The organism is Candidatus Margulisiibacteriota bacterium, assembly GCA_018822365.1.
GTDB lineage: Bacteria > Margulisbacteria > WOR-1 > O2-12-FULL-45-9 > XYB2-FULL-48-7 > XYB2-FULL-45-9.
On sequence record JAHJKL010000032.1, the window covers coordinates 1 to 5,907 of the forward strand.

Sequence of the window (5,907 nt, forward strand, 5' to 3'; positions counted from 1 at the left end):
GCCACCCCGAACTTTGTGTCTGCATGGTCAAACATCATGCGGCCTGATTATCCAACCTTTAAAACGATCGAATTGAGCGATCTCCCCTTGCTCAGCGAATATCTTTTAAGATACCAGCCGGAGATCTGCGAGCTCTCGTCAGCCAATTTATTTATCTGGCATAATTTTGACCGCGGCAGCTATACCTTTATCAACAACAATCTATGCTTGAAGATCAACCTGATCAACGATACCCCATATTTTTTGGAACCAATAGGCGACAGTCTGATCCCGGAAACCGCGGCCCTCTGCCTAAATGAAACCGGCCGCCTCTCTCGTGTCTCAGAAAGACTATTAAAGCAACTCCCCCTAAATAAGGTCCGCGCCCATTGCCTGCGAAGCCAGAACGATTATATTTACCAAACCGGCTCACTGGCTGAATATAAAGGGGGCAATTTCGACGGAAAAAGGAACCACGTCAAACGCTTTGCCAAGCTTTACCCAAACTTTGTTTACACTCCAATCGACCGATCGTTCAAACCGGCCGCCTTAGCACTATTTGAAAAGTGGTTTGCCGCCCGCAAAGAGACCCATTTTTTCCAAAAACTCGCCTACAACGCCCAGCGACAGGCGCTGGAAAACAGCTTTAACTATTTCAGCGAATTAAAACTGATCGGTGGAGGGTTACAGGCTGGCGGAGAATTAAAGTCGTTTGTGATCGGCAGTCCCTTGAACTCAAAAACGATTGACGCTCATTTTCAATACAGCGACCCGACCGCCACCGGGGCGACCCAAACCCTCTGGCAAAAAGCTTGCACAGAGACCTTTCCGGATTTCACCTATATCAATTTCGAACAAGACCTGGGGATCCCGGGCCTGCGGAAGTCAAAGCTCTCTTACCACCCGGAAAAGATCGAGAAAAAATACGAGGTCAGGTTAAAACCAGGGGTTACTTCCCTGCTTTGATCTTCAGTAAGCGTAAATAGTGGCGGCGCTCCTCTTCAACCACCTGGTCAACAACTTTTTTATCCGCCTCCGGCACCATATTTTTGAGCTCAAGATAATAAAGGATCGAATCGACCTCGGCCTGCAGGGCGATCGCCAGGCCAGCGCGCGGGTCCTTCCGTTCGGCGGTAAAAACATGCTCTCTGGCAAACGCTTTGAGGTACTCATGATATTCGTCAGGATAGCTCTCCGGCAGGGTCACCTGGCCAAGCTTCTTCAGCATTGCCTTGAATAACTCCCGATGCCCGACCTCCTGATCGGCCAAAGAGGTAAAAAGTTCTTTTAGTACCGGATCGTCCGACTGCTCGCTCAATGAGCGATAAAGCTCTTCCCCATTCTCTTCGATCTTGATCGCCCCTTGCAGGACTTCATCGGCATGGAAAAAACCGGCCATTTACTTCCCCCCGGATTTGATCAGATTATTCTTCTCATTGGCTAAAAGGACAAAATGGTGTTTTTCCTGTTCGATCACCTTCGCGATCGCCACTCTTTCATTTTCCGGGGCCAGCTTGGCCAGTTCGCCATAAAAAAGGACCGCATCTTTTTCGGAAGTCATCGCAAAATCAAGCGCCTCTCCTTTTGTCTTGAATTCCTGGCTTCCTATCCCTACCATATTACCCGGTATAAAAAGATAGTCGCCGGCAAATATCTTTAAAAACTCAAAAAGATCGGGTTTAAACCAGATCTGTCCCGGGTCTTTTTTAACGGTTGACAGCAATCCTTCAAAATAACTCTTATGAAGCAACTCCTGTTCAGCTAAACGGCCAAAAACTGCCCCGAGCTCTTCAGCCTCATATCTCTTAGCCAGCCGGCGATAAATCGTTTCACCGTTATCTTCCATTTTAACCGCCATCGTCACGACATCTTCAGCCGATAAATTATCCATGTTTATACCATCCTTTCCAATAATGTTTTGATCAATTGGCCTCGATCGACCGTATCCCCCCCCGAAAAAAACGAATCAAAGGTCGAACGCTCCACCTGATAAAACTTGCCGAGCGCGATTTTGGCATCAGAATTATAATCCCACTCTTTGATCTTCGAGAGGGCTTCATTATAATCCGCCGGGTTATGCCCGGTCAACTCATAGACCCGCTGGTTATAATGATCGTACTGGTTATAAAAAGTCACGCAAACCTGCAAAAGATCGATCAGGGCAAAGCCAGGATGCAGGATCGCTTCTTTAATAAGCCCTTTGAGCTGTTCTGTTCTTGCATTATAGCCTCTGGCCAGGTAAGTTGCCCCCGCGGCCAACAAAAGCTCGAGCGGATTGAGCGGATGCTCATGCGTCCCGGTCGGAGTCGAGCGCCCTTTATAGCCCAGCGGGGAAGTCGGGGTATACTGTCCGGTGGTCAAAGCATAAACCCGGTTATCGTGAACCACCACCGTCAGATCAATGTTCCGCTTGGCGGCAAAGATCAGATGCTCCAATCCCTCGCCGTAAGAATCGCCGTCTCCGACAAAAACGATCACCTTCAGTTTTGGGTTGGCCAGCTTGATCCCTTCGGCCGCTGCGACCGCCCGCCCATGCAAGGAATAAAAACTATTGACCTTCAGGTAGTCGACGATCTTGGCGTGCTGTCCGATCCCGGAGACAAGAACAATGTTCTCAAGGAGCGTTCCTTCAGCCTGAAGTTCAGCAAGAACTTCCTGCATCACCTTTAAGATGGCAAAATTTCCGCAGCCAGGACACCATTGAGTCATTTCATCCCCCTCGCGATCCGCTCTTCTAACTGTTCAACCGTCTCCGGCCGGCCATCATAGGTCAGGATCACGGCGTCAACCTTGATCCCGGCTCCTTTCAACAATTGGGCCAGCTGGGCGGTCGCGTTATCTTCAACCGCGATTATTTGAGCCACTCCCTGCAGCGCTTTCTTCAGCTGGGTCAGCGGCAGAGGGGACAAGACCAGCGGCATAACAACCCTTACTTCTAATTTTTCGGCCGCTTCCAGGCAAAGGTGTTTGGTTGATCCCCAGCAAACAACAGCTGTTCTGGCCGCTTGCTTGCCATAGACTTTAACCGCCTCAAGCTCGTCGATCTCTTTTAACAGTGCAACCCCTTTGCGTAGTCGCTTTTCCTGCATTTTCCTGGTTATACGCTGGTCTTCAGTCGTTACCCCATCTTCTTCATGTTCATAACTGTTCACTTTAATCGTCGCCCCCGCCTCACCGGGAAAAGCCAGCGGAGAAATCCCGCTAGCTGTCGCCAGATAGCGCTTGTACTCACCACTCCCATCCCAAAAAAGACTTTGCTCTTCAGGGAAGCGTTTTATATTTTTCAGATCAAAGCTATATGTCCCTTCGGCAATATTTTTGTCGGTCAAGATGATCGCTGGAAGCTGATATTTCCAGGCCAGGCGAAGAGCAACACCTCCCCAGTAATAAGCCTCTTCGGCATCCCCCGGCGCGACGATCAGCCTGGTAAATTCACCCTGCCCGGCCCAAAGAGCAAACATTAACTCGGTCTGGCTGGAGTAAGTCGGTAACCCGGTACTGGGCCCAGGCCGCTGGCCCAGGACGATTACCATTGGCAGTTCTGCCATTCCGGCAAAGCTCAACCCTTCGGTCATCAGGCAAAAGCCGCCGCCAGAAGTGCCAACCGCGGTCTTCTGTCCGGCATACGCAAAACCCAGCGCCATCATGATCACCGCCAGTTCGCTTTCCGGATGGATGACCTTCATGTTCAGCGCCTCAGCCCGCTGCGCCAAAAAATGAAGAATGGTCGAAGATGGTGTCATAGGATAGGAAATGTAAGCGTCAAGTCCGGCCGACGCCAATCCCAGGGCCAACGCTTCATTTCCGGTCACAAGAGGCAGAACAGGCTTTTTTTGCTCCTCGATCTTATAAAATGTCTCGGCCGCGTTGTACCCTTTTCGCGCCAGCTGGATATTGATCTCCGTTTCCTTTTTTAAATTTTCACGGGCCACTTTCTCGAATTTTTCCCAGGGAAGGCCAAGCGCCTTGGCCAAACCACCAAGCATCGCAGTATTACGAACAATCTCTGGGCCTCCAGCTGCCTTGACCATTGAGGTAAGAGGAAGCGCCAGGCCGGTCCCTTTGACCACATCAGAATCATAAAGAACAACAGTCCGGCCGTGGATCTTGTCACGGTGATTATCTAAACAGTCCTGGTTTAGGGCGCAAATAAAATCAACGGTCTGGCGGTGGGCGCCAAGCTTCTCCCTGGCCGCCCGAACGATGGAAAAAGTGTGTCCCCCTCTGATAAGTGATGGATAATCCCGGTAAATATAGATCCGAAAGCCAAGTTGGTTGAGGAGTTTGCCGATCAGCAGACTGGCCTGGTCGATCCCATCTCCGGCCCGACCGCCAATTAATATCGAGAGGCTTTCCATACCAAAAAGTATAGAGTGGACAGGAGCTCCGGTCAAGCAACGAAAAAAGTTACGCCTTTTTATGTTTCCAACGCCCGGTCAGGAACCAGCCAAGATTAAGAGCGGCCAACACAATTTGCGCGACCAGCCCGGCGTACCAAACCCCGTTGACGCCGATCCCGATCCGCTCCGACAGAACGATCGCCAGCGGGATCTGGATCATCCAGAGAGAAAGAAAAGTATTGACCATGGTCACCATGGTATCTCCCGCGCCGGAGATCGAACGGTCAAGGATCAGCCCGAGAGCAATAAAAGGACAACCGATCCCAAGCGTTTCCATTAACACCGTACCGATCTTGACCACTTCAGGATTAGGGTCAAAAAAAGCGATCAGTTGCGCGCCGAAAAAAAAGAATAGCAGCCCCATAACAGCCATAAAAGCTCCATAGTAAGTTACCGCGGTCCAAACTGAAGAAACCGCCCTCTCCGGTTTTTTGGCCCCAAGGTTATGCCCAACCATAGTCGCCGAGGCCATCCCCAAAGCAAAGCCGGGCATCATCAAAAGCATGCTCAAGCGGATCCCGATCCCATAGGCAGCGACCGACATTGTGCCGAATCCCGCCACCACCCACATTAATACAACACCCATCAAACCGCGCAGGGTCATCTGGATCGAAGCAGGAAACCCGATCATTAATATCCGATTAATTATCGCCCCATCAACCCCATAACTCTTTAAATTAAGCTTGATGTGAGAACGGCCGCGGAGCATAACCTCAAAAGCGATCAGGCAACCGATCCCCCGGGAAATAATGGTCGCCAACGCCGCCCCCGGGACCCCGAGCATCGGAAAAGGCCCGAGCCCAAAGATCAACAACGGATCAAGGATCGCGTTAAGTAAAAGAGAAAAAGCCAGGATCAACATCGGGGTCATGGTGTCTCCCGCCCCCTGCAGGACAGCCATGATCAGGAACATAAAAAAGATCACAAACGAACCAGAAAAAGCAATGTGCATATAGCTGGTCCCCAGCGGCATTACTTCTGGAGATGCGCCTAAAAGCCGCAGCAGCGGAGCTGATACAATGTAGCCCAAAACCGCTAAAATAAATGAACCGACAAAAGCAATGAACAATGACTGCTTAACAACCTCTTCGGCCCGGCCATGCTCTTTCGCTCCGATCGCCCGGGCGACCATGGCGGTCGTCCCCACACCGATCCCCATCATCATGAACATCACGACCATGATTATTGAGCCGCTCATCGCCACCGCCGCCAGGGCGGTCGAGCCCAGCCGTCCGACCCAAAACATATTGACCAATTCAAAGGTCGTCTGCAACAGATTGCTGACGATCATCGGGGTCGCCAGAAAAAACATGTTCCGGGCAATGCTCCCGCTGGTCAGGTCACGCTTTTCTTTGAATTTATGGTAAAGACGTTTTATCATTTTACTGCTACTCCCCTGATCACTTCATACGTTACCGCAAACGGCCGCGGGAGGCGCCGCCGGTTCCTGATCGCCGGGCCAGCTATCCTGGCCGTTGGGCTATTTGCGCCAATAGAACGCAAATGACCGACCAGTTCTTTGACCCCC

6 protein-coding genes are annotated in these 5,907 nt (G+C 51.0%); 1 reads left to right on the forward strand and 5 read right to left on the reverse strand.

Annotated features, from left to right (window positions below):
* Window positions 1-945 (forward strand): DUF2156 domain-containing protein (locus KKF06_02190; GenBank protein MBU1616577.1); only part of this gene is annotated, 945 nt, incomplete at its 5' end.
* Here the strand turns inward: KKF06_02190 and KKF06_02195 are convergent.
* The 5 genes from KKF06_02195 to KKF06_02215 are packed head-to-tail and all read right to left on the reverse strand — an operon-like array spanning window position 929 to window position 5,760.
* On the reverse strand, window positions 929-1,378 hold the full coding sequence (locus KKF06_02195; protein MBU1616578.1) for a ferritin family protein: 450 nt from the start codon (window positions 1,376-1,378) through the stop codon (window positions 929-931). The two genes, KKF06_02190 and KKF06_02195, sit on opposite strands and share 17 nt — an antisense overlap.
* Complete coding sequence (locus KKF06_02200; protein ID MBU1616579.1) at window positions 1,379-1,870, reverse strand: ferritin family protein; 492 nt, start codon at window positions 1,868-1,870, stop codon at window positions 1,379-1,381.
* Window positions 1,871-1,872: 2 nt separating this feature from the next.
* On the reverse strand, window positions 1,873-2,688 hold the full coding sequence (locus tag KKF06_02205; GenBank protein ID MBU1616580.1) for a 2-oxoacid:ferredoxin oxidoreductase subunit beta: 816 nt from the start codon (window positions 2,686-2,688) through the stop codon (window positions 1,873-1,875).
* On the reverse strand, window positions 2,685-4,337 hold the full coding sequence (locus tag KKF06_02210; protein MBU1616581.1) for a 2-oxoacid:acceptor oxidoreductase subunit alpha: 1,653 nt from the start codon (window positions 4,335-4,337) through the stop codon (window positions 2,685-2,687). The genes KKF06_02205 and KKF06_02210 overlap by 4 nt, the downstream gene beginning before the upstream one ends.
* A 49-nt stretch (window positions 4,338-4,386) precedes the next feature.
* Window positions 4,387-5,760, reverse strand: coding sequence for an MATE family efflux transporter (locus tag KKF06_02215; GenBank protein MBU1616582.1), 1,374 nt, complete (start codon window positions 5,758-5,760; stop codon window positions 4,387-4,389).
* Between the last annotated feature and the right edge of the window lie 147 nt (window positions 5,761-5,907).